Origin of the sequence: Providencia sp. JUb39 (assembly GCF_012272845.1) — a bacterium.
GTDB lineage: Bacteria > Pseudomonadota > Gammaproteobacteria > Enterobacterales > Enterobacteriaceae > Providencia > Providencia lanzhouensis.
This window is the reverse complement of record NZ_JAAWXD020000001.1, coordinates 3,555,933-3,577,801: the sequence shown is the minus strand read 5'-3', so window position 1 is coordinate 3,577,801 and position 21,869 is coordinate 3,555,933. Positions and strand designations below refer to the sequence as shown.

Annotated in this window: 20 protein-coding genes; 16 read left to right on the top strand and 4 right to left on the bottom strand. The window is 46.5% G+C overall.

Annotation, left to right across the window (positions count from 1 at the left end; genetic code table 11):
* Position 1: 1 nt before the first annotated feature.
* Together HFU86_RS16630 and rsmD are read right to left on the bottom strand one after the other, a co-directional pair.
* Complete coding sequence (locus HFU86_RS16630; RefSeq protein ID WP_036956002.1) at positions 2–286, bottom strand: DUF1145 family protein; 285 nt, start codon at positions 284–286, stop codon at positions 2–4.
* Complete coding sequence (rsmD, locus tag HFU86_RS16625) at positions 276–893, bottom strand: 16S rRNA (guanine(966)-N(2))-methyltransferase (protein ID WP_132496631.1); 618 nt, start codon at positions 891–893, stop codon at positions 276–278. The genes HFU86_RS16630 and rsmD overlap by 11 nt, the downstream gene beginning before the upstream one ends.
* Before the next feature lie 217 nt (positions 894–1,110).
* Between rsmD and ftsY the strand changes: the two genes are divergently transcribed.
* From ftsY to rpoH, 4 genes are all read left to right on the top strand, one after another.
* Entirely contained in the window at positions 1,111–2,949 is a 1,839-nt protein-coding gene (ftsY, locus tag HFU86_RS16620; RefSeq protein ID WP_187129681.1) for a signal recognition particle-docking protein FtsY, read from the top strand.
* A gap of 6 nt (positions 2,950–2,955) precedes the next feature.
* A complete protein-coding gene (gene ftsE, locus HFU86_RS16615; protein WP_036956008.1) occupies positions 2,956–3,621 on the top strand; it encodes a cell division ATP-binding protein FtsE in 666 nt (221 codons plus the stop codon).
* The gene (gene ftsX / locus HFU86_RS16610; protein WP_132496629.1) at positions 3,614–4,591 is read left to right on the top strand and encodes a permease-like cell division protein FtsX; all 978 of its coding nucleotides are present in this window, start codon (positions 3,614–3,616) and stop codon (positions 4,589–4,591) included. The genes ftsE and ftsX overlap by 8 nt, the downstream gene beginning before the upstream one ends.
* Positions 4,592–4,793: 202 nt before the next feature.
* Positions 4,794–5,669, top strand: a complete 876-nt coding sequence (rpoH, locus tag HFU86_RS16605; protein ID WP_108478418.1) for an RNA polymerase sigma factor RpoH — start codon at positions 4,794–4,796, stop codon at positions 5,667–5,669.
* A gap of 93 nt (positions 5,670–5,762) precedes the next feature.
* Here rpoH and gloA2 read toward each other — a convergent pair whose 3' ends face one another.
* Together gloA2 and panM are read right to left on the bottom strand one after the other, a co-directional pair.
* Positions 5,763–6,149 (bottom strand): SMU1112c/YaeR family gloxylase I-like metalloprotein, encoded by a 387-nt coding sequence (gene gloA2, locus HFU86_RS16600; protein ID WP_187129680.1) that lies wholly within the window; start codon positions 6,147–6,149, stop codon positions 5,763–5,765.
* Entirely contained in the window at positions 6,146–6,562 is a 417-nt protein-coding gene (gene panM / locus HFU86_RS16595; RefSeq protein ID WP_187129679.1) for an aspartate 1-decarboxylase autocleavage activator PanM, read from the bottom strand. Before panM ends, gloA2 begins: the two co-directional genes overlap by 4 nt.
* Positions 6,563–6,952: 390 nt before the next feature.
* Between panM and HFU86_RS16590 the strand changes: the two genes are divergently transcribed.
* The 12 genes from HFU86_RS16590 (at position 6,953) to HFU86_RS16535 (ending at position 21,730) form a co-directional block, all read left to right on the top strand.
* Positions 6,953–8,062 (top strand): branched-chain amino acid ABC transporter substrate-binding protein, encoded by a 1,110-nt coding sequence (locus HFU86_RS16590; protein ID WP_132496626.1) that lies wholly within the window; start codon positions 6,953–6,955, stop codon positions 8,060–8,062.
* Positions 8,063–8,169: 107 nt separating this feature from the next.
* Entirely contained in the window at positions 8,170–9,096 is a 927-nt protein-coding gene (livH, locus tag HFU86_RS16585; protein ID WP_036956017.1) for a high-affinity branched-chain amino acid ABC transporter permease LivH, read from the top strand.
* On the top strand, positions 9,093–10,361 hold the full coding sequence (locus tag HFU86_RS16580) for a high-affinity branched-chain amino acid ABC transporter permease LivM (protein ID WP_187129678.1): 1,269 nt from the start codon (positions 9,093–9,095) through the stop codon (positions 10,359–10,361). The genes livH and HFU86_RS16580 overlap by 4 nt, the downstream gene beginning before the upstream one ends.
* Complete coding sequence (gene livG, locus HFU86_RS16575) at positions 10,358–11,149, top strand: high-affinity branched-chain amino acid ABC transporter ATP-binding protein LivG (RefSeq protein WP_187129677.1); 792 nt, start codon at positions 10,358–10,360, stop codon at positions 11,147–11,149. The genes HFU86_RS16580 and livG overlap by 4 nt, the downstream gene beginning before the upstream one ends.
* On the top strand, positions 11,149–11,850 hold the full coding sequence (livF, locus tag HFU86_RS16570) for a high-affinity branched-chain amino acid ABC transporter ATP-binding protein LivF (RefSeq protein WP_187129676.1): 702 nt from the start codon (positions 11,149–11,151) through the stop codon (positions 11,848–11,850). The genes livG and livF overlap by 1 nt, the downstream gene beginning before the upstream one ends.
* 549 nt (positions 11,851–12,399) lie before the next feature.
* Positions 12,400–14,067, top strand: a complete 1,668-nt coding sequence (gene hutU, locus HFU86_RS16565) for a urocanate hydratase (RefSeq protein ID WP_154599763.1) — start codon at positions 12,400–12,402, stop codon at positions 14,065–14,067.
* A 57-nt stretch (positions 14,068–14,124) separates the two neighbouring features.
* Positions 14,125–15,321, top strand: a complete 1,197-nt coding sequence (locus tag HFU86_RS16560) for a CaiB/BaiF CoA transferase family protein (protein WP_132496622.1) — start codon at positions 14,125–14,127, stop codon at positions 15,319–15,321.
* Positions 15,318–16,454, top strand: a complete 1,137-nt coding sequence (locus tag HFU86_RS16555) for an acyl-CoA dehydrogenase family protein (RefSeq protein ID WP_187129675.1) — start codon at positions 15,318–15,320, stop codon at positions 16,452–16,454. Before HFU86_RS16560 ends, HFU86_RS16555 begins: the two co-directional genes overlap by 4 nt.
* A gap of 283 nt (positions 16,455–16,737) precedes the next feature.
* Positions 16,738–18,177: a purine-cytosine permease family protein gene (locus HFU86_RS16550; protein ID WP_132496620.1), complete on the top strand. Its 1,440-nt coding sequence runs from the start codon at positions 16,738–16,740 to the stop codon at positions 18,175–18,177.
* Between the two features lie 138 nt (positions 18,178–18,315).
* Positions 18,316–19,071 (top strand): electron transfer flavoprotein subunit beta/FixA family protein, encoded by a 756-nt coding sequence (locus HFU86_RS16545; protein WP_132496619.1) that lies wholly within the window; start codon positions 18,316–18,318, stop codon positions 19,069–19,071.
* Between the two features lie 14 nt (positions 19,072–19,085).
* A complete protein-coding gene (locus tag HFU86_RS16540) occupies positions 19,086–20,036 on the top strand; it encodes an electron transfer flavoprotein subunit alpha/FixB family protein (protein WP_187129674.1) in 951 nt (316 codons plus the stop codon).
* Between the two features lie 11 nt (positions 20,037–20,047).
* Entirely contained in the window at positions 20,048–21,730 is a 1,683-nt protein-coding gene (locus HFU86_RS16535) for an electron transfer flavoprotein-ubiquinone oxidoreductase (protein WP_187129673.1), read from the top strand.
* Positions 21,731–21,869: the final 139 nt, after the last annotated feature.

The window sequence follows — 21,869 nt, the reverse complement described above, 5'->3', positions numbered from 1 at the left end:
GTTATTTCTTTTTAGCGGCTTCAATAGCCGCTTTTGTTTTCTTATGCATCGCGAGCATTTCAAATACGCCAAAAAAGAAAATTTTTGTTTGTTGGAGCCCTGTTAGCTTTTGATCTTTCGGTAAGCTAGCTTTTAGGAAGATAGTTTGTAATGCATGCATGAAAATCATAAACACCATTGCGACATCCATAAAATATTTCAATGGCTTAGGGAATGGATGCACAATATTAAAGATCATAAAGCCCCAAACACAAATCATAAGCAGACGTCCGATATTAATCAGCATCTTTTTCTCCCTGCATACTTGATGAATGAACAGATTGACGAATAAACAGACGATACGCAACTTGACCAGCGACTTTTTCACGGTGTAGCTGCCAGTTGGCGGGAATGTCAGTAAGTGGTAACTCCGCTTCTGACTCTACATAAATCCAGCTTTCATCAGCTAACCACTGATTTTTTTCTAGGAGCGTGATGGTTTCTCCAAGTAGCCCTTTACGAAAAGGAGGGTCGATAAATACCACATCATAAGGCGTTCCTATTTGGCTGAAAACGCTGAGGCTGCTGTTATTAATAACGGTCGCATTATCAGCTTCTAAGCGAACTTTGTTCTCACTAAGAAGCTTGGCATTTTGTTTATCAAGTTCAATAAACGTGACGTGCTCGGCAAAGCGAGATAAGGCTTCAAAACCTAAAGCACCGCTACCTGCGAAGCAATCAAGACAGCGAGCATCACGGATCACTGGCATTAGCCAATTAAAGAGCGTTTCTTTGATGCGATCTGTGGTGGGACGTAAGCCCTCACTATCGCGTACAGGCAGTTTTCGCCCACGCCACTTACCACCAATGATACGAATTTGCCCCAAGGAGGCTGTTTGTGGTTTTTTTGCCATAATATGTATAGTTGCTTAGTTCATTGAGGAATGTATAAATTATTGGGGACTATTGTAGCGCTTCGGTTTCACGGTTTTAACAGAAAAATAAGAATAAATTGTCACGATTTTTCTTTCAGATATGTGTTGCTGCGCGATGAAATGATAGACTGCATGTAATTTTATTGCGATTTAATTTTTAAACGCCATGTTTTTACCGCGAGGAGTGTAGTGGCTGATGGCTAAAGATAAGAAAAAAGGCTTTTTCTCATGGTTGGGATTTGGTCGTAAGAATGAAGAAGAAACTCAGCAACCTGATGTCGAACTGAAAAATGATGTTGTTCATGATACTGAGCAACAGGATGCCGCCACAGCAGAAGCTGAGCGTCAACATCAGTCAGAGCTTGATGCAATTAAAGCGGCGGAAGATGAAGCAGAGCGCCAATATCAAGCTGAACAAGATGCGATTACGGCTGCTGCTGAAGAAGCTGAACGCCAGCATAAAGCGCAATTAGAGGCGATGCGCATTGCGGCAGAAAATGCAGAGCAAGAGCGTCAAGCGGCAGAAGAAAAGCGTATAGCAGAAGAAAAAGCGGCTAGAGAAGCGTTAGAAGCGCAGGCTTTACGCCAAGCTGAAGAAGCAGCGGAACGCCAACATCAAATCGAGCAGGCTGCGATTAAAGCTGCCGAAGAAGAAGTTGAACGCCAGCATCAAGCTGAGTTAGCCGTTATCAAAGCCGCAGAAGAAAAAGCGGAACGTGAATACCAAGCAGCGGAAGCAGCTCGTTTAGCGCAAGAGCAAGCTGATCGAGAGCGCAAAGAGGCGGAAATCACCCGTCTGGCGGAAGAAGAGGCTGAGCGTCAACGCCAAGCTGAACTCGCTGCTATCAAAGAAGCGGAAGAGAAAGCCGAACGCGAACGCCAAGAGGCGGAAGCTGCTCGTTTAGCGGAAGAAGAAGCTGAGCGTCAACGCCAAGCTGAACTCGCCGCTATCAAAGAAGCGGAAGAGAAAGCCGAACGCGAACGCCAAGAGGCGGAAGCGGCTCGCTTAGCGGAAGAAGAAGCTGCTCGTATAGCAGAAGAAGAGGCCGAGGCGGCACGTTTAGCAGAGGAAGAAGCAGCTAAAGCTCAGCCAGTTGAGCAAGAAAAACCGAAAAAAGAAGGCTTTTTTAGCCGTTTAAAGAAAGGCTTATTAAAAACACGTCAAAATCTAGGTTCGGGTTTCCTTGGTCTATTCAAGGGTAAAAAAATCGATGACGACCTTTTTGAAGAGTTAGAAGAACAGTTATTAATTGCAGATGTCGGTGTTGAAACTACCCGTAAAATCATTGATAACTTGACTCAGCACGCTTCCCGTAAAGAGCTAAAAGATGCCGAAGCGTTGTACGGTAAGCTGCGTGAAGAAATGTCTGATATTTTAGCCACGGTAGACAAACCATTAGAGATCGAAGGTAAAAAACCTTATGTTATTCTGATGGTTGGTGTTAATGGCGTGGGTAAAACCACAACGATTGGTAAATTAGCACGTCAGTATCAATCAGAAGGTAAGTCCGTCATGTTGGCTGCGGGTGATACATTCCGTGCCGCGGCAGTTGAACAACTGCAAGTGTGGGGCGATCGTAACAATATTTCAGTTGTTGCTCAGCATACTGGCGCTGATCCTGCTTCCGTGATTTTTGATGCGATTCAATCAGCTCAAGCAAAAGGTGTCGATGTGTTGATCGCCGATACCGCAGGGCGCTTACAAAATAAAGCGCACTTAATGGAAGAATTGAAAAAAATCGTCCGCGTGATGAAAAAGCTTGATGAGTCAGCCCCTCATGAAATTATGCTGACCCTCGATGCGAGCACGGGACAAAATGCGGTTAGTCAGGCTAAAATTTTCAATGACGCCGTAGGTTTAACTGGTATTACATTGACAAAACTCGATGGTACAGCAAAAGGTGGCGTAATCTTCTCAATCGCTGATCAATTCGGTATTCCAATCCGTTATATCGGGATTGGTGAAGGTATTGAAGATTTACGCCCATTTAAAGCCGATGACTTTATCGAGGCTCTATTTGCCCGAGAGGAATAATTTTCGATGATCCGCTTTGAACATGTGAGTAAAGCTTATCGCGGTGGCCGCCAAGCGCTCCAAGGGGTAGATTTCCATCTACGCCCTGGAGAAATGGCATTTTTAACGGGTCACTCAGGCGCAGGTAAAAGTACATTACTTAAACTGATTTGTGGTATTGAGCGCCCAAGTGCGGGTCATATTCTGTTTAATGGTCACGATATCAGCCGACTAAAAGACAGAGAGATCCCTTTTCTGCGCAGACAGATCGGCATGATTTTCCAAGATCACCATCTGTTATTTGACCGCACAGTTTATGACAACGTGGCGATGCCACTGATTATTTCTGGTGCAAGTAGCGAAGATATTCGCCGACGCGTGAGCGCAGCATTGGATAAAGTCGGTTTGTTGGATAAAGCGAGAAACTTCCCAATCCAACTGTCTGGTGGTGAACAGCAGCGTGTGGGAATTGCACGCGCAGTGGTGAATAAGCCAACGATGCTTCTCGCGGATGAGCCGACAGGTAACCTTGATAACGAGTTATCTGAAGGCATTATGCGTTTATTTGAAGAGTTTAACCGCGTGGGTGTGACTGTATTAATGGCAACCCACGATATTGCGTTGATTGAACGCCGTAATTTGCGTGTATTGACCTTAAGCGAAGGTCGGATGCTTGGAGGTCAACATGGCTAAGAATGTCCGCAAAGCGAAGCCAGAACGTGCCATGCAATCAAAAAGCAAAGCACTCAAAGGCGGCTGGCGTGAGCAGTGGCGCTACTCTTGGTTAAATGCGCTGGCTGACATGCTACGTCAACCGCTGGCAACTTTTTTAACCGTGATGGTCATTGCCATTTCATTAGCGTTACCAAGCCTGTGTTATATCGTTTGGAAGAACGTTTCCCAAGCAGCTGAACAGTGGTACCCGACGCCTCAGTTGACGGTCTATCTGGATAAGTCTCTCGATGAGCAAGGTGGACAAAATGTGGTGACCCAGCTTGAAGCCCTTGATGGCGTTGCTCATGTGAATTACTTATCTCGCGACCAAGCGATATCTGAATTCCGTAGCTGGTCTGGCTTTAGCACCGCATTAGATATGCTAGAAGAGAATCCACTGCCAGCGGTGGCAATTATCACCCCGAAACTGGATTTTGAAGGTTCGAATGCTCTAGCAACACTGCGCGACCGTGTTAGCCAAGTTAACGGCATTGAAGAAGTTCGAATGGATGATAGCTGGTTTTCACGCCTAGCGGCATTAACGCGGTTGGTAGGGCAAGTGGCATCAGTGATTGGCATTTTGATGATTGTTTCATTGTTCTTAGTGATTGGTAATAGTGTGCGGTTAAATATCTTTGCCCGTCGCGATACCATCAATGTGATGAAGCTGATTGGTGCCACAGATGGCTTTATCATGCGGCCGTTCTTAAATGGCGGGGTTGTGTTAGGCGCATTGGGTGCGGTGATCGCCCTCATTATGACATTCTTACTTGTGTGGCAGCTGTCCGATTTAGTGGCGCAAGTAGCAAGCGTATTTGGTACGCAATTCCACATTGAAGGGCTGTTGTGGGAAGAGGCTCTGTTGATTATTCTAATGTCTGCAATTGTGGGCTGGGTAGCAGCATGGCTGGCAACATTACAACATTTACGCCATTTCAGACCAGAATAATTTAATTGATCTCATCGGTGCTAACTTATTGGCACCGATGGGAAAAATAAATTTCTGCGAACTTCTTTTCTAATTATGTGTCAGATATTGACCTGCGGTTAACTATTCTTGTATATAATTTATTTAACGCGGCTAAGCTGATAGACTACGGTTTGTCTGTATCGAATTTCTCCCATTTCAGTACAACTCATAGAGGATCTTAATGACCAAAGACATGCAATCATTAGCGCTTGTTCCACAAGGAAGTATTGAAGCTTACATGCGAGCTGCCAATGCTTACCCGATGCTGACCGCAGAGGAAGAAAAGGAACTGGCAGAAAGGCTGCATTACGATGGTGACCTCGAAGCTGCTAAGCAACTGATTCTATCCCATTTGCGCTTTGTTATTCACATCGCGCGTAGCTATGCAGGCTATGGTTTACCACAAGCTGACTTAATTCAGGAAGGCAATATCGGCCTGATGAAGGCTGTGCGTCGCTTTAATCCTGAGGTGGGTGTGCGTCTGGTGTCTTTCGCAGTGCATTGGATCAAAGCGGAAATTCATGAATACGTTTTACGTAACTGGCGTATCGTTAAAGTCGCAACAACAAAATCCCAGCGTAAGTTATTCTTTAATTTAAGAAAGAATAAAAAACGCCTTGGTTGGTTTAACCAAGAAGAAGTGGATATGGTTGCGCAAGAGCTAGGCGTGAGCACCAAAGACGTGCTGGAAATGGAATCCCGAATGGCGGCGCAAGACATGGCATTTGATATGTCTGATGACGATGATAGCGGTGATTTCGGTGGTCCCGTTGCACCCGTGCTTTTTCTTCAAGATAAGTCTTCTGATTTTGCCAATACCATTGAAGATGATAATTGGGAAAGTCATGCAACTGACCGTTTAGCTGATGCGTTAGCCTCATTAGATGAGCGCAGCCAAGATATCATTCGCGCTCGTTGGTTGGATGATGACAACAAAACGACGCTGCAAGAGCTTGCCGACAAATACGGTGTTTCTGCCGAGCGTGTTCGTCAGCTTGAAAAGAATGCCATGAAAAAGCTGCGTCTTGCTATGGAAGATGAAGACGACGAGATGTAATGTCTCTTGCCCGTCAACGTTATCTGCATTTATTTCCTTTGATTGGAAAATAGATGCAGATAACTTGTTCCTTTCCCCTCGTTCCCCTAGTAATTAACGGGAATAAAGTTCTAAAGGTAGCCCATCCGGATCCGCAAAGAAGGTAAAACGCTTCTGAGTATACGGATCGATTCTTACCCCCTCACACACCACCTGATTTTGTGCCAAATAGGCAATCCATTCCTCGATATTATCCACTTCAAACGCTAAATGACGTAACCCAGTCGCTTCAGGGTAACTGGGTCTTTTGGGCGGATTGGCGAAACTAAACAGCTCAATCTGATAATGCTCTCCAAAAGCTAAATCTGCTTTCCATGAGTCATTCTCTGGACGGTAATATTCTGAGAGAAGCTGCAATCCAAGGATCTGACAGTAAAAATGCTTACTCTTAGCAAAATCGGAGCAAATAATAGCAACGTGATGAATTTTATTAAGTTTCATACTAATGACTCAATATTTAGCTGCCAATGATGAGTTTCTTCGGCGGGTTGAAAACCACAAGCAACAAGAAATTTCTCCAAAGCGATTTTGTTTTGCGGTTCCACGCCCTGCAAGTCAAAGATCCAATGGCGGATTTCAGGTTGTTGACAGAAAATTTCCTGTAAAAGATACAACCCAACGCCGCGACGACGAGTGATTTCACGGACATTAAAATCACAGATCGTACCTTGTTGTTGATAAATAACCACTTTAGCCGCCGCTAATAATCGCTCATTAAAACGCGCTCCATAAAAACGTACACCAGACTCAAGGTTTTGTTCGAGTTGAGTTCGATTCTGGTCTAGCCAGATCTTCGATAAGTCGATGTATTGTTGCTCAGTAGGATTGACCAGAGGGATGATGGTAAGTCTCATGTTGTTTTGATCCATTTCATGGTGCATGTTGCACGCTATTCTAACAGCAGAGTGATCTGTAACCGATTTTTTAATTTCAAAGAGAAAAATTTGGTATTGATGAATTTTCCGAGTTTCCCTCGGATTAAGCCAAATTTAACCGGAATATAACACTAGCATTTACAAAAAATACACGTTTTATCATTAGATTTTTATTCTGCAATTGATGTAAATAGCTGCCTCATTCATTTGCTATTTAGCATAATTCTCTTGTTTAATGGTCTGAAATATATAGCCTTATTGGCTATGTTTTGAAATATCAGGCATTGAACCTGTCACCTATAATAATTGATTATAAATCAATCACAAACACTCACAATCATACACAATATTGATGGCGGGGACGCACGAATGAAGAATATTAATAAAGCATTATTAGCGGGTTGTATCGCAATGGCATTAAGCCCAGCAGGATGGGCGAAAGAGATTAAAATTGCAGTCGTTGGCGCTATGTCAGGTCCCGTTGCTCAGTATGGAGATATGGAATTTACGGGAGCTCGCCAAGCTATTGCGGATATTAATGCGAAGGGTGGAATTAACGGCGATACATTGGTTGCCGTGGAATACGATGATGCTTGTGACCCAAAACAAGCGGTTGCGGTCGCCAACAAAGTGATTAACGATGGTATCAAGCACGTTATTGGTCACCTCTGCTCCTCCTCCACCCAGCCGGCTTCAGATATTTATGAAGACGAAGGCGTTCTGATGATTACCCCTGCGGCGACTAATGCGGATTTAACCACACGTGGCTACCAGTTGATCATGCGTACAACAGGTTTGGATTCTGACCAAGGTCCAACCGCAGCGAAATACATTATCGAAAAAATCAAACCTAAACGTATCGCAGTGGTACATGATAAACAGCAATACGGTGAAGGCTTGGCTCGCTCAGTACGTGAAAGCTTGAACAAAGCGGGCGTGAAAGAAGTGATGTTTGAAGGGGTCACTGCGGGTGATAAAGATTTCTCTGCACTGGTCGCTAAGCTGAAAAAAGAGAACGTCGATTTTGTTTATTTTGGTGGATACTACCCAGAAATGGGGCAAATTTTACGCCAAGCGAAACAATCGGGTCTGAACATTCGCTTTATGGGGCCTGAAGGTGTGGGTAACTCCTCCCTGTCGAATATTGCAGGCGACGCCTCTGAAGGCATGTTGGTGACATTACCGAAACGTTATGATCAACTCCCTGCTAACCAATCCATCGTCGATGCGATTAAAAAGAAAAAAGAAGATCCAACAGGACCATTTGTATGGACAACTTATGCTGCAATCCAAGGCTTAACCACGGCGATGCAGCGTACAGGCAGCACGGAACCCGATGTGCTGGCGAAAGATCTGAAAGCTAATCCAGTGGATACCGTCATGGGGCAATTAAGCTGGAAGCCAAATGGTGACCTGAAAGGTTTCGAATTCGGTGTGTTTGAATGGCACAAAGATGGAACCTCTACTGCACAAGAGTAACTCTCATCTGTATTGAGAAATGATATTCAGTGATGAGCTGGGAGCTTGGTAACGGGCTTCCAGCTTCTGTTCTCCATAGAGGGACAGTAGTTTGAAAGGATAATCTTATGTCAGACCAAATTCTGTATTTTATTCAGCAATTCCTCAATGGCTTAACGTTAGGAAGCACTTACGCGCTGATCGCTATTGGCTATACCATGGTGTACGGCATCATCGGGATGATCAACTTCGCCCACGGTGAAGTGTACATGATTGGTAGCTACGTTTCGTTTATTGTCATTGCGGGCTTAATGATGCTCGGTATCGATGTGGGGTGGATCCTCATTGCAGCGGCATTTGTGGCGGCAATTGTGGTATCAAGCTCCTATGGTTGGAGTATCGAGCGCGTTGCTTACCGTCCCGTTCGTCACTCTAAGCGCCTGATAGCGCTGATCTCAGCGATCGGGATGTCCATCTTCTTACAAAACTACGTCAGTTTATCTCAAGGATCTCGCGATCTGGCATTACCAAGCCTGATTACTGGGCAGTGGGTATTAGGTGAAAGTGATGGCTTCTCTGCCATTGTCACCAAAATGCAGCTGACCATCTGGATTGTGACCTTCCTTGCGATGCTGGCATTAACGCTGTTTATCCGCTATTCCCGTATGGGGCGCGCTTGCCGTGCGTGTGCGGAAGATTTAAAAATGGCAAGTCTGCTGGGTATCAACACTGACCGTGTGATCTCTTTGACATTCGTGATCGGCGCAACGATGGCGGCGGTTGCAGGCGTATTACTAGGGCAATTCTACGGCGTAATTAACCCGTATATTGGCTTTATGGCGGGAATGAAAGCTTTCACCGCAGCCGTGTTAGGTGGAATCGGCAGTATTCCAGGCGCGATGCTGGGCGGCTTGATCCTTGGCGTAGCGGAAGCCATGACCTCGGCGTATTTAAGTACGGAATATAAAGATGTCGTCTCATTTGGTTTATTGATTGGTGTTCTGTTGATCATGCCAACTGGCATTCTGGGTCGCCCGGAGGTCGAAAAAGTATGAGAAAAGAAAATTGGATCAGTGCCATTATTGCCTCCGTCACTTTCTTTATTTTAGCCGTGTTTATGATGGGGCTAAAATTAGGCCTCGATGGGACTAAGCTGATAGTGGAATCAGGGGGAGACGTTCGTTGGAATTGGATCTGCGTCGGCATCGCCATTATCTTTGTGTATCAATTAATTCGCCCTGCATTAAGCAAAGTGTGGCAAGGCGTGCCCAAAAAATCGTGGGCATTACCGGATTTTGACGGCGGCTCGCTTAGACAAAAAATTATCGGGATCGCGATTATTATTGGGGCGATCATCTGGCCATTTTTGGTATCTCGCGGCAGCGTCGATATTGCCACATTAACCCTGATCTACGTGATGCTGGGGCTGGGCTTAAACGTCGTGGTTGGGTTATCAGGTTTATTGGTACTCGGCTATGCGGGCTTCTACGCTATTGGCGCTTACACCTTTGGTTTACTCAATCACTATTATGATTTTGGTTTCTGGGAAAGTTTACCGATTGCCGGCTTAACGGCGGCATTAGCAGGGTTCTTATTAGGTTTCCCAGTGCTGAGGCTACGGGGTGACTATTTGGCTATCGTCACTCTTGGGTTTGGGGAGATCGTACGTATTTTATTATTAAATAATACGGAGATCACTGGCGGCCCTAACGGGATCAGCCAACTGCCAAAACCAACTTTCTTTGGCTTAGAATTTAGCCGTACAGCTAAAGATGGTTGGGACACATTCCATAACTTCTTTGGGTTAGATTACAACCCTGGCGACCGGATCATTTTCCTCTATTTTGTGGCGCTGTTGCTGGTGGTGATCACTTTGATCGTGATCAGTCGCTTGCTACGGATGCCATTAGGGCGAGCGTGGGAAGCGCTACGTGAAGATGAAATTGCGTGTCGATCATTAGGCTTAAGCCCGACGCGCATTAAATTAACCGCCTTTACGATCAGTGCAACATTTGCAGGGTTTGCCGGAGCATTATTTGCTGCACGACAAGGGTTTATCAGCCCTGAATCCTTCACTTTTGCTGAATCAGCCTTTGTACTGGCGATTGTGGTACTTGGTGGAATGGGATCGCAAATGTCGGTAATTTTAGCCGCGATCATCTTGGTAGTATCAAGGGAGATGATGCGTGATCTGAATGAATACAGCATGTTGCTGCTGGGGGCATTGATGGTGCTGATGATGATCTGGCGTCCACAAGGCTTATTACCGATGCAGCGCCGTCAAATGAAGCTGAAAAATGTGCAGGGAGGCGGAGCATGACGACGTCTATTCAGCCTTCGGCTGTACCGCTATTGCAAGTCAGTGGCCTAACCATGCGCTTTGGTGGTTTGCTTGCAGTCAACAATGTGGAGTTGACGTTAAACCAAGGGGAAATTGTTTCACTGATTGGCCCCAATGGTGCAGGGAAAACCACCATATTTAACTGTTTGACTGGGTTTTATAAGCCAACGAGCGGGTCGATTCTCTATCGAGATAAGCATCTTGAAGGGCTTCCAGGTCAAGCCATTGCTCGTCTTGGAGTGATCCGTACGTTCCAGCATGTTCGCTTATTCAAAGAGATGACGGTGATTGAAAACTTATTAGTGGCTCAGCACCAACATCTGAAAAGCGGTATTTTTTCAGGCTTACTGAAAACGCCTGCATTTCGCCGTGCAGAAGCCGAAGCGGTGGATAATGCGGTGAAATGGCTAGAGCGGGTCAATCTTTCTGAATTTGCTAACCGCCAAGCGGGGAATCTGGCGTATGGTCAACAGCGTCGCCTAGAAATTGCCCGTTGCATGGTGACGCGACCTGAAATTTTGATGCTGGATGAGCCAGCGGCAGGGTTAAACCCGAAGGAAACTAACGATCTGGATGAGTTAATAGCGGAGCTGAGAACCCATCATAATGTCTCTATCCTATTGATAGAACATGATATGAAATTGGTGATGGGGATTTCTGACCGAATTTATGTGGTGAACCAAGGAACACCTCTGGCGAACGGAACACCAAACGAAATTCGCCAGCATCCTGATGTGATCAAAGCCTACTTGGGAGAAGCTTACTGATGCTGGAATTTAAACAAGTTTCCACCCATTACGGGAAAATTCAGGCGCTGCATGATGTCAGCTTAAATATTCAAAAAGGTGAGATTGTCACGCTGATTGGCGCCAATGGTGCAGGAAAAACCACGTTACTCAGTACGTTATGTGGTGATCCTCGCGCATCCTCTGGTCAGGTGCTTTATCACGGTGCGGATATTACTCAGCTACCGACACCGCAAATTATGCGTAAAGACATTGCACTAGTGCCGGAAGGTCGGCGGGTATTTTCTCGTATGACCGTTGAAGAAAACCTGGCAATGGGCGGTTTTTTTGCGGATCGCCATCAATATCACGAGCGTATTGAACGGGTTTATTCGTTATTTCCAAGGTTACATGAACGTCGTAGCCAGCGTTCAGGAACCATGTCCGGTGGTGAGCAGCAGATGCTTGCCATTGGGCGGGCGCTGATGAGCCAACCTGAGTTATTGCTCTTGGATGAACCTTCATTGGGGCTGGCGCCAATTATCATTATGCAAATTTTTGACACCATTTTGCAGCTACGGGAAGAGGGAATGACCATCTTTTTGGTGGAGCAAAATGCCAACCAAGCATTGAAACTCGCTGATCGCGGGTATGTGTTAGAAAATGGGCATATTGTTTTGGAAGATACCGGAAAAGCCTTACTGGCGAATGAAGCGGTGCGCAGCGCTTATTTAGGTGGATAACTTAGCTAGGCGAATAACTTAACCGTATCGTCAGTTAACAAGCATCGAGCAAAAACACCCCATAAAATATATCGAATATTTATGGGGTGTTTTATTTGGTGGCGATTAATGCACAAGGTTAAGTATGAAACGCGTGTATCGCCTGTAACGGCTATCAGCTTAATGTGAGGCTTCTCCCATTTTTGTTATTTGCTTGTTTCTGCATAGAAAATCAAATGTATATACAAGTTTTTGTGTAGAAACAGCACCCTAGATATTGTTGTCTAACTTTTCTCCATCTCCCTTCTCCACTGTAGCGACAAAAATTCAAATTTCAATGTATATACTTTGTGAATTAAATGTATATATATTTAATTATCAACTAAGCAAACAGGGCAAAAAGATTTGTTCTCAATCGTTCTTCGATTTTATTTAACAAATTGATTTTAATGTTAAATTTAAATATTCCCACGGTGTGAGAATGATCTGGCAGCCACTAACTCAACAATGATAAATAACCGAAATTGTTAATTTTGCGTTAAACCAAGTGGATGGATAGGGGATAAAAGAATGTTAAACCGTACAGATTCAACGCGCGTAATCCGTGCCCCGCACGGTAGCCAAAAGAGCTGCAAAAGCTGGCTGACTGAAGCCGTCTACCGCATGATCCAAAATAACTTAGATCCAGATGTCGCTGAGCATCCGCAAAGCTTGGTGGTGTATGGCGGTATTGGACGTGCAGCCCGTGACTGGGAATGTTACGACAAGATTTTAGACGTCTTAAAAACCCTCGAAGACGACCAAACATTACTGGTGCAATCCGGTAAACCCGTCGGGGTTTTCCCAACTCATGTAGACGCGCCACGCGTTTTAATTGCTAACTCAAACATTGTTCCTCATTGGGCGAATTGGGATCATTTCAACGAATTAGATCGTAAAGGCTTGATGATGTACGGGCAAATGACCGCTGGCTCATGGATCTACATCGGTTCACAAGGGATTGTACAGGGAACCTATGAAACCTTCGTTTCTCTGGCAAAACAGCATTTTAACGGCAACCCAGCAGGGCGTTGGATCCTAACTGGCGGATTAGGCGGTATGGGGGGAGCGCAGCCTTTAGCGGCGACCATGGCTGGCTTTAGCATGATTGCGGTTGAGTGCGATGAAAGCCGTATCGATTTCCGTTTAAGAACCCGTTACGTAGACAAAAAAGCCACTTCGCTAGATGAAGCGTTGGGTTATATCGAAGAAGCCAAAGCCAGCGGTAAGCCAGTCTCCGTGGGCTTATTAGGCAATGCGGCGGATGTGTATAGCGAGTTAGTCAAACGCAATATCACGCCGGATTCAGTTACCGACCAAACTAGCGCCCATGACCCTGTACACGGTTATTTGCCACAAGGTTGGACATTAGCCCAGTGGCGTGACAAGCAACAAACTGCGCCAGCTGAAGTGACGAAAGCCGCGAAGAAAAGTATGGCAGTGCAGGTGGATGCCATGCTGCAAATGCAAAAACGTGGCTCGGCCGCGTTCGACTACGGCAACAACATTCGCCAGATGGCCAAAGATGAAGGTGTGAATAATGCCTTTGATTTCCCTGGATTTGTGCCTGCATATATTCGTCCGCTGTTCTGCGAAGGGATTGGTCCATTCCGTTGGGTGGCACTGTCGGGTGACCCTGAAGATATCTACAAAACCGACCAAAAAGTCAAAGAGCTGATCCCTGATGATAAACACCTTCATAACTGGCTGGATATGGCGCGCGAGCGTATTGCATTCCAAGGTTTACCGGCGCGTATTTGCTGGGTGGGACTGAAAGACAGGGAAAGATTGGGGCGCGCGTTTAATGAGATGGTGAAAAATGGGGAGCTAAAAGGCCCTATCGTGATTGGGCGTGACCATCTTGATTCTGGCTCAGTTGCCAGCCCGCATCGTGAAACAGAATCCATGAAAGATGGTTCTGATGCCGTCTCTGACTGGCCATTACTCAATGCGCTGCTGAACACCGCAGGCGGGGCGACGTGGGTGAGCTTGCATCACGGCGGCGGCGTTGGAATGGGCTTCTCGCAACACGCTGGCGTGGTGATTGTGTGTGATGGTACCGATGCCGCAGACAAACGTCTTGCTCGTGTGCTGCACAACGACCCTGCAACTGGCGTCATGCGCCATGCGGATGCCGGTTATGACATCGCCATTAACTGTGCGAAGCAGCAAGGTCTTAACTTGCCAATGGTTAAGTAATGTCGAATGCCGGCTCTATGGAGTCGGCACCTTTTAGCCTCACATAAGGAATTCACGATGAATGCGGCAATGACTCAAAAACCACACGGACCGCTAGCTGGGATCAAAGTAATTGATTTAAGCCGTGTGCTCGCAGGGCCTTACTGCACGGGCATGATGGCAGACTTGGGCGCAGAAGTGATCAAAATCGAAGTGCCTGATCATGGTGATGATAGCCGTCATCTTGGTCCTTTTATTGACGGTGAAAGTGTTTATTACGGGCTGATCAATCGCGGAAAACGCAGCATTGAGTTAGATCTTAAAGACGATGGCGATCGTCAGATTTTATTTCAATTGATCAAAGAGAGTGATGTGGTGGTGGAAAACTTCCGCCCCGGCGTCACCAAGCGTCTTGGGATCGATTTCGACAGCGTTAAACAGCTTAATCCCAACATTATCTACGCCAGCATTTCAGGATTTGGGCAAAACAGCCCCCTTGCGAGCTACCCAGCTTATGACATTGTGGCACAGGCTATGTCTGGGTTGATGAGCGTGACAGGTTCCCCTGAGTCGGGTCCTACGCGCAGTGGTGAATCCATCGGGGATGTCTGTGCGGGCGTGTTTGCTTCATGGGCGATTAGCAGCGCACTGTTTGCTCGCGAACGTCACGGTGAAGGTGCGCAATATTTGGATGTTGCCATGGTGGATGTGCTGCTCAGTATGCAGCTTACCGGGCTATCTAATTTATTTGCCAATGGTAAAGCACCAAGTTTAGTGGGTAATCGTCACCCTGTTTCAACGCCATTTGATACCTACCAAGCAAAAGATGGCTTGGTGGTGATTGCGATTGCCAGTGAAAAACTGTTCCAACGTTTCTGTGAATGTATGGGAAAACCGGAGCTATCCCAAGACCCGCGTTACTTGAGCGACCCAGTTCGTACGATCAACCAAGCGGCGCTACGCCAAGAAATTGAAAGCTGGACAGGAACAAAGCGTGTTGAGGAAGTGTGTGACTTACTTCTGAATGCTGGGGTTCCAGCCTCACCGATTCACAATTTACAGCAAGCAACGCAAAGCGAGCATGCCGAAGTTCGTCAGGTATTAACCCACTTAAATGATGGCGGTACCCCTCTGATTTCTCAGCCGGTTTTCTTTAATGGTGTGAAACCGAAAGTCACCCAAAGAGCCCCTGTTCTTGGGGAAGGCAATGAACGCTATAAATCGGCAGCTACTACCATAACCACAACAATAAAAAGCGCGGAGACGATGCAATGAGTTTTGATATTAATGAAACCGAATACGCCATTGTAGAGGCCGTTGAAAAAGTGTGTCGCGATATTCTGCAAGCGAACGCTCAACGCTATGACGAAGAAGAAATTTTCTGTGCGGAAAGCTTAACCGTGCTGGGTGAAATGGGCTGTTGGGGAATTAACTTACCGGAGCAATACGGTGGTTTTGGCATTGGCAGTATTGCTATGAGCATGATTGTTGAAGCGGTAGCAGCAGCTTGTGCCTCGACATCATCCGCATTGACCGCCCATTTCTTAGCGACTGATTCTATCCTGATTGGCGGAACCGAAGAGCAAAAAAATTATTGGTTACCAAAAGCCGCAAGTGGTGAATTACTGGGTGCGTTTGGATTAACAGAGCCCGCCGCAGGTTCAAACCCCGCGGATATGCGTACCACAGCAACCCGTGAAAATGGCGGTTGGCGCATTCGTGGAAACAAACACTATATTACCAACGCCAAAGAAGCGGATTTTATTGTGCTGTATGCCAAAACGGATGTTGAAGCCGGAGCTCGTGGCATTAGCGCGTTTATGATCCCGAAAGGAACAGAAGGTGTGGCATTTTCTCACCCAGAAAAAACCATGGGGCTGCGTGGTAGCACTATCTATGAGTTAGCACTCAACTGCTGGTTACCTGAATCGGCATTGCTGGGAGAAGAGGGCAAAGGGTTCCATACGGCGATGGAAGTGCTGGATAAAGGTCGTGTGGAAGTGGCGGCAACGTCATTGGGGATCGCTCGTGCAGCCATGGAAAGCACTTTAGGCTGGGTGAAAGAGCGTCAAATTGGTAAGAAGCCGCTAGCAGCCTATCAAGGAACGCAATGGAAAATCGCCGATATGCATACGCAGCTGGAAGCCGCGCGTATGCTGACATGGAACGCAGCGGAACTGCGTGATTCTGGACAGCGTTTTAGTTTGCAATCAGCCACTGCAAAACTGTTTGCGGCAGAATGCGCCGGTTTTGTGACTGATGCCGCGCTGCAATTGCATGGGGGGTATGGTTATATTCGCGATCTACCCCTAGAGCGCTATGTACGAGATGCCCGTATTTTGCGTATCTTTGAAGGGACGTCAGAAATTCAAAAAATCATTATTTCACGCGCCGTTCTCGACGCTTAATTTTGATGTGTTCGACCCGATAGGTAAGACAGGACTTATCGGGGTTTTTCCAGCTATGAGTATCTAAGCAATAACAGGAGCACTACCCCTGACAACAGGATCATGGACTTAAAAACACAACAACAATCAGGTTTAAGAATGTATTTCAATTATTAATGACGGGTAGATAAAACAATAACATACCTGCATCACGTCAAATGTCTGTGTTCACAACATAGAGAATTCATTGCTGACGACTAATTGGCTCATTCTTTAAGCCGGCCTTGCTTAAAGAGGAATTACCATGACAGTTTCCAACGATATCATCGGGCAAAAGCAGTCTCGCCAAGATAATGTTCCGCTTATTGAAGCACGTTCCATTGACTATATTCCTGAATCTGAGCGACACGGGACTTTATCGAGCCAATTCACGCTGTGGTTTGGGGCTAACTTACAAATCACCGCAATCGTCACCGGTGCCCTAGCGGTTGTGTTGGGGGGCGATGTATTTTGGTCGTTGATTGGCTTGTTTATCGGTCAATTATTGGGGGGCGCGGTTATGGCGCTCCATGCGGTACAAGGGCCGAAGCTGGGTCTACCTCAAATGATCTCCAGCCGCGTGCAGTTTGGGGTTTATGGTGCGGTCATCCCGATTTTATTAGTCTGCATGATGTACGTCGGATTCTCGGCCAGTGGGACAGTATTAGCTGGGCAGGCGGTGGGGCAATTATTGAACGTCAGTGATTGGATGGGGATCGTGATTTTCGGGATTGTGATCATCGGTATCACTATCTGCGGTTACCGCATCATTCACATTCTCGGTAAAGTGGCGAGTGTCGTCGGCGTTATTGCCTTCTTCTACCTATTCTTCCGTCTGTTCTATATGAATGATGTTTCGGTGTTATTAGAGAATCGTCATTTCGACTGGACGAATTTCCTATTAGCCATGTCGCTGTCGGCTTCTTGGCAGATTGCATTTGGCCCTTATGTGGCGGATTACTCCCGTTATTTACCGACCAAAACCCCAACCATCAAAGCATTTTTAGCCGTAGGTTCAGGGACAGTGATTGGGACTCAAGCCTCGATGATCCTAGGGGTGTTTGCGGCAGCGCTTGCTGGCAATCAATTTGCGGGTCATGAAGTTTCCTACATTGTTGGCTTAGGCAGCACGGGCTTAATTGCAGCGCTGCTGTATATCAGTATTTTCTTTGGCAAAGTGACGATTACGGCTCTGAATGCTTACGGCAGTTTTATGTCGATGGCGGCGATTTGGTGTGGTTTCCGCGGTAAACACCAGATTTCCCGTGGTCAGCGTCTGTTCTTTATTATCCTCATGGTGAGCTTTTCGACGGCGTTAGGTCTTGCTGGGCAACATTCATTCTTAAAACTATTCTCAGCTTTCTTGCTATTTTTATTAGCGTTCTTTACGCCATGGAGTGCGATTAACTTAGTGGATTATTACTGGGTGACGAAAGGTCGCTACGATGTCCCTCAATTATCCAACCCAAATGGTCGTTATGGTCGCTGGAACAAAGTGGGGATCATCACCTATGTGGTTGGCGTATTGATCCAAATGCCATTTATTGCCACCGGTTTCTACACTGGACCTCTGGTTGATAGCCTAGGCGGCGTGGATATTTCGTGGATCGTCGGTTTAGTTGCCACCAGTATCATCTACTATGTCGCGGTAAAAATTTGGCCAATGTCAGTGGCGCCAAGCCTGATATTGCCAGAAACCAAATAAGGTTTATTTCTTAGGTAACATCTTAATTTTCCAACGATAAAAATAGTCAGTGATGGCGTCCTAGCAGTGAAAATATTCACTGCTATGGGCTCCCTCAACTCAAAAATAGCGGTAACAAAGTGCGCGAGAGGAGTAGTTATGAAAATTTTAGTCGCAGTAAAACGGGTGATTGACCATAACGTTAAAGTGCGGGTTAAAGCCGATGGCTCAGGAGTGGAGCTGACGAATGTCAAAATGGCGATGAACCCCTTTGATGAGATTGCGGTAGAAGAGGCGGTACGTTTAAAAGAAGTAGGCAAAGCCACTGAAGTGGTGGCGGTCTCCATCGGTGAAGCCACGGCGCAAGATACGCTGCGTAGTGCGATGGCAATTGGGGCTGACCGAGCCATTTTGATTCAAAAACCCACCGAGATGGCACTAGAGCCGCTGGATATTGCCCGCCTTTTACAGCAGGTGGTGAGTCAGGAGCAACCGGATTTAATTTTACTCGGCAAGCAAGCCATTGATGATGATTGCAACCAAACTGGGCAGATGCTTGCGGCACTATTGGGTTGTGCGCAAGCCACCTTTGCTTCGCACATTATAGTCGAGGGGGAGAAGCTGCAAGTCACTCGCGAAATCGATGGTGGCTTAGAAACCTTATCTATGGGATTGCCTGCGATTGTGACCACAGACTTGCGCTTAAATGAGCCTCGCTATGCCACATTACCTAACATCATGAAGGCAAAGAAAAAACCATTAGACATCATCGATATTTCTACACTGAATTTTAGCCCATTAGGGCAAGTAAAAATCGTCAACGTGACTGAGCCGAAAAAGCGTTCTGGGCAGTGCACCATGTTGAATGATGCCGCCACGTTAGTGACTGAACTGCAAGCTAAAGAAGTGATTTAACAGGGAGCCTGAACATGAGCCAATTATCCGTTTTAGTCGTTGTTGAGCACGATAACCAAACCATTAAATCTTCAACCTATAACAGCATAACGGCGGCACGCGAAATCATTGCACAGGGCGGAAGCCTGCATGTGCTGGTGGCGGGAAGCCAAGTGGCTGCGGTAGCACAATCCGCGGCATCCATTCTCGGCGTCGAAAAGGTCATAACCATCGATGCAGAACCGCTCAAAAATGCGCTGGCAGAATCAATGACAAGCGCGGTGGTTGCCGTGGCGCAGGGCTATAGCCACATTATCTTCCCTGCGACCACATTTGGTAAAAATATTGCCCCTCGCGTCGCTGCCATGCTGGGTGTTTCTCAGATATCGGATATTACCCAAGTGGTAGATGCACAAACATTTGTTCGCCCAATTTATGCTGGAAATGCATTGGCAACGGTGCAAAACAATGGCAATCAAGTGGTGATCACCGTACGTAGCTCGGCATTTTCAGGGACGACTGCGACCCAATCACCGGTGGTGATAGAACCCGTTTCTGTTACGCAGTTAACTCAACTTTCGGAGCTGACTAGCCAGTCATTAACCCAGATGAGCCGTGCGGAATTAAGCTCTGCCAAAGTGGTGATTTCGGGGGGACGCGGTTTAAGTTCCGGTGAGAATTTTGCTTTATTGGAAACCATTGCCGACAAATTAGGGGCTGCGGTGGGAGCTTCCCGTGCGGCAGTGGATGCGGGGTATGTGCCAAATGATTACCAAGTAGGACAAACGGGCAAGATCGTCGCGCCAGATCTGTATATTGCGGTTGGGATCTCCGGCGCTATTCAACATATTGCGGGCATGAAAGAGAGCAAAGTGATCGTGGCGATTAATAGCGATCCAGAAGCGCCGATTTTCCAAGTGGCAGACTACGGCATTGTGGGGGATCTGTTTGAGATCTTACCTGAATTTGATAAAGCGCTGGCGTAGGAGAGAGCAAAATGACTATCGACAATAGTGCGAATGTTTCGACGTCTTGTGCGCGAGAATCCATGGAGTTTGATGTCCTGATTGTCGGTGGTGGGCCCGCAGGATTATCGGCGGCAATTCGCATTAAACAACTCTCGTTACAAACAGACCGGGAGCTCAGCGTTTGCTTAATTGATAAAGGCGCCGAAGTCGGGGCGCATATTTTATCGGGGGCAGTGATCGACCCCCGAGGACTGAATGAGTTATTACCGGACTGGCAGCAAACCGTTTCTGCTTCGCTCACCTCCGTCAGTGAAGATCGTTTTTTATGGCTCAAAGAAAATAAAACCAGCAAGTTACCATTATCTTTGTTACCTGCTTGCCTGAAAAACCACGGTAATGTGATTGGCAGCCTTGGGCAAGTCAGCGCAGCACTTGCAGCGGAAGCGGAGCAACTCGGTGTCGATATTTTCCCAGGGTTTGCGGCTACCGAAATCCTTTTTGATGATGCAGGACAGGTTATTGGCGTCACCACTGGCGACATGGGGCTAGACAAACAGGGCAACCCAACGGCTATGTATCAAGCCGGTATGAACCTGTTAGCCAAAATGACTTTTTTCGCTGAAGGGTGCAGAGGGCAACTGGGTAAACAGTTAATTTCTCATTTTGATTTAGCGGCAAACCGCGGTAAACAGACTTATGGACTGGGTCTCAAAGAAATTTGGCAAATTCCTAAAGAGCAGCATCAAGCGGGGCTCGTGGTGCATTCAATCGGCTGGCCGTTGGATAACCAAACCTATGGGGGCGGATTTGCTTACCATTATGGAGAAAACTTGGTCGCGGTGGGGCTGGTGGTAGGGCTAAATTATGAAAATCCCTATTTATCCCCATTCGATGAATTCCAGCGTTTGAAAACCCATCCTGCCTTCAGTGCTTTTTTGCAAGGGGGTGAGCGGGTGAGTTATGGGGCGCGTACCATGGTGGCTGGGGGGTTATCCGCATTACCAGAGTTAAGCTTCCCCGGCGGTGCCTTAATTGGAGATGATGCAGGCTTTTTAAATGCTGCGCGCATTAAAGGTAGTCACTGCGCGGTGAAAAGCGGCATGTTAGCGGCGGAGGCTTTATTTGAATCGTTCGTCGAAGATAGCGTCGATTACGCGGAATTTACCAGCCAATTCCAGCAAAAGTTCGAACAAAGCTGGTTGTATGACGAACTTTATCAGACCCGTAATTTCAAGCCGTATATGAAAAAAGGGTTAGTGATGGGGTCGTTGATGTTCGGTGCTGAGCAATGGTTATTAAAGGGGCGTAGCCCTTGGACGCTGAAGCTCAAACGGGATGATCACCAAGGGCTTAGGCCTGCCAGTGAATTTCAGCCGATCCATTACCCAAAACCGGATGGCAAACTGTCATTTGATAAACCTTCATCGGTATTTTTATCCAATACAAATCACGCGGAAGAGCAGCCTTGTCACTTACGTTTAAAAGATAATGAAATTCCTATTCGCGTGAATTTATCCACTTATGCTTCACCGGAAACGCGATATTGCCCTGCGGGTGTGTACGAAATAGTGGGTGATCAGGAGCAGGAAAAACTGCAAATAAATGCGCAGAACTGCCTGCACTGCAAAGCGTGTGATATTAAAGATCCTCTGCAAAATATTACGTGGACAGCACCTCAAGGGGGAGAAGGACCTATTTATCAAGGTATGTAGTTTATTATGAGGATATCGTTTGTTGTGTTTATACAGTTTGTTGTGATGTTGATGTGTTGATACCTGAAGTAATGTCTGTGATGTGGAGATTATCGAACGGTATTTTAGTTGTTTATCAGTCGTTTTGGGGCCAGAGTGC

What these genes read in the sequence shown, in the direction of transcription:
- gloA2 (WP_187129680.1), bottom strand. Translation starts at nt 6,149, where the DNA reads ATGAAACTTAATAAAATTCATCACGTTGCTATTATTTGCTCCGATTTT.
- livH (WP_036956017.1), top strand. Translation starts at nt 8,170, where the DNA reads ATGTCAGACCAAATTCTGTATTTTATTCAGCAATTCCTCAATGGCTTA.
- panM (WP_187129679.1), bottom strand. Translation starts at nt 6,562, where the DNA reads ATGAGACTTACCATCATCCCTCTGGTCAATCCTACTGAGCAACAATAC.
- ftsE (WP_036956008.1), top strand. Translation starts at nt 2,956, where the DNA reads ATGATCCGCTTTGAACATGTGAGTAAAGCTTATCGCGGTGGCCGCCAA.
- HFU86_RS16590 (WP_132496626.1), top strand. Translation starts at nt 6,953, where the DNA reads ATGAAGAATATTAATAAAGCATTATTAGCGGGTTGTATCGCAATGGCA.
- HFU86_RS16555 (WP_187129675.1), top strand. Translation starts at nt 15,318, where the DNA reads ATGAGTTTTGATATTAATGAAACCGAATACGCCATTGTAGAGGCCGTT.
- hutU (WP_154599763.1), top strand. Translation starts at nt 12,400, where the DNA reads ATGTTAAACCGTACAGATTCAACGCGCGTAATCCGTGCCCCGCACGGT.
- ftsX (WP_132496629.1), top strand. Translation starts at nt 3,614, where the DNA reads ATGGCTAAGAATGTCCGCAAAGCGAAGCCAGAACGTGCCATGCAATCA.
- livF (WP_187129676.1), top strand. Translation starts at nt 11,149, where the DNA reads ATGCTGGAATTTAAACAAGTTTCCACCCATTACGGGAAAATTCAGGCG.
- HFU86_RS16580 (WP_187129678.1), top strand. Translation starts at nt 9,093, where the DNA reads ATGAGAAAAGAAAATTGGATCAGTGCCATTATTGCCTCCGTCACTTTC.
- HFU86_RS16545 (WP_132496619.1), top strand. Translation starts at nt 18,316, where the DNA reads ATGAAAATTTTAGTCGCAGTAAAACGGGTGATTGACCATAACGTTAAA.
- HFU86_RS16560 (WP_132496622.1), top strand. Translation starts at nt 14,125, where the DNA reads ATGAATGCGGCAATGACTCAAAAACCACACGGACCGCTAGCTGGGATC.
- HFU86_RS16535 (WP_187129673.1), top strand. Translation starts at nt 20,048, where the DNA reads ATGACTATCGACAATAGTGCGAATGTTTCGACGTCTTGTGCGCGAGAA.
- ftsY (WP_187129681.1), top strand. Translation starts at nt 1,111, where the DNA reads ATGGCTAAAGATAAGAAAAAAGGCTTTTTCTCATGGTTGGGATTTGGT.
- HFU86_RS16540 (WP_187129674.1), top strand. Translation starts at nt 19,086, where the DNA reads ATGAGCCAATTATCCGTTTTAGTCGTTGTTGAGCACGATAACCAAACC.
- HFU86_RS16550 (WP_132496620.1), top strand. Translation starts at nt 16,738, where the DNA reads ATGACAGTTTCCAACGATATCATCGGGCAAAAGCAGTCTCGCCAAGAT.
- rsmD (WP_132496631.1), bottom strand. Translation starts at nt 893, where the DNA reads ATGGCAAAAAAACCACAAACAGCCTCCTTGGGGCAAATTCGTATCATT.
- rpoH (WP_108478418.1), top strand. Translation starts at nt 4,794, where the DNA reads ATGACCAAAGACATGCAATCATTAGCGCTTGTTCCACAAGGAAGTATT.
- HFU86_RS16630 (WP_036956002.1), bottom strand. Translation starts at nt 286, where the DNA reads ATGCTGATTAATATCGGACGTCTGCTTATGATTTGTGTTTGGGGCTTT.
- livG (WP_187129677.1), top strand. Translation starts at nt 10,358, where the DNA reads ATGACGACGTCTATTCAGCCTTCGGCTGTACCGCTATTGCAAGTCAGT.